The sequence below is a fragment of the Streptomyces rugosispiralis genome, from assembly GCF_024505145.1.
Taxonomy (GTDB): Bacteria; Actinomycetota; Actinomycetes; order Streptomycetales; family Streptomycetaceae; genus Streptomyces; species Streptomyces rugosispiralis.
The window spans coordinates 1-536 of sequence record NZ_JANIAA010000226.1 but is presented as its reverse complement, the minus strand read 5'-3'; the positions used below and the strand labels follow the sequence as shown (position 1 = coordinate 536).

Genomic DNA, 536 nt, shown 5'->3' with positions numbered 1-536 from the left:
CCCCAGGCCACCGAGGTGGCCGGGAGCCCCGCACCACGCCGCCACTCCGCCAACGCGTCCAAAGACGCGTTCGCCGCCGCATAGTTCGCCTGCCCCGCCGCACCCACCATCCCCGAAAACGACGAGAACAACACAAACGCCGAAAGCCCCAGCTCCCGCGTCAGCTCGTGCAGATGCCACGCCGCCCCCGACTTCGCCCGCAACACACCCTCGAACCGCTCCACCGACAACCCGTCCAACACCCCGTCATCCAGCACACCCGCCGCATGCACCACCGCCGTCAACGGCAACTCCTCCGGAACCCCCGCCAACACCCCCGCCAACGCATCCCGGTCACCCACATCACACGCCACAACCGTCACCCGAACACCCGCAACACCCAACTCAGCACACAACTCACCCACACCCTCAGCCTCAGCACCACGCCGCGACACCAACAACAGATGCTCCGCACCCGCACCCGCCAGCCACCGCGCCACATGCGCACCCAACGCACCCGTACCACCAGTCACCAACACCGTCCCCGACGGCTCCCA

Annotated in this window: 1 protein-coding gene; it reads right to left on the bottom strand. The window is 68.3% G+C overall.

Features of this window, described 5'->3' with window-relative positions:
* Nucleotides 1-536 (bottom strand): SDR family NAD(P)-dependent oxidoreductase (locus tag NP777_RS47180; RefSeq protein WP_256656367.1); only part of this gene is annotated, 536 nt, incomplete at both ends.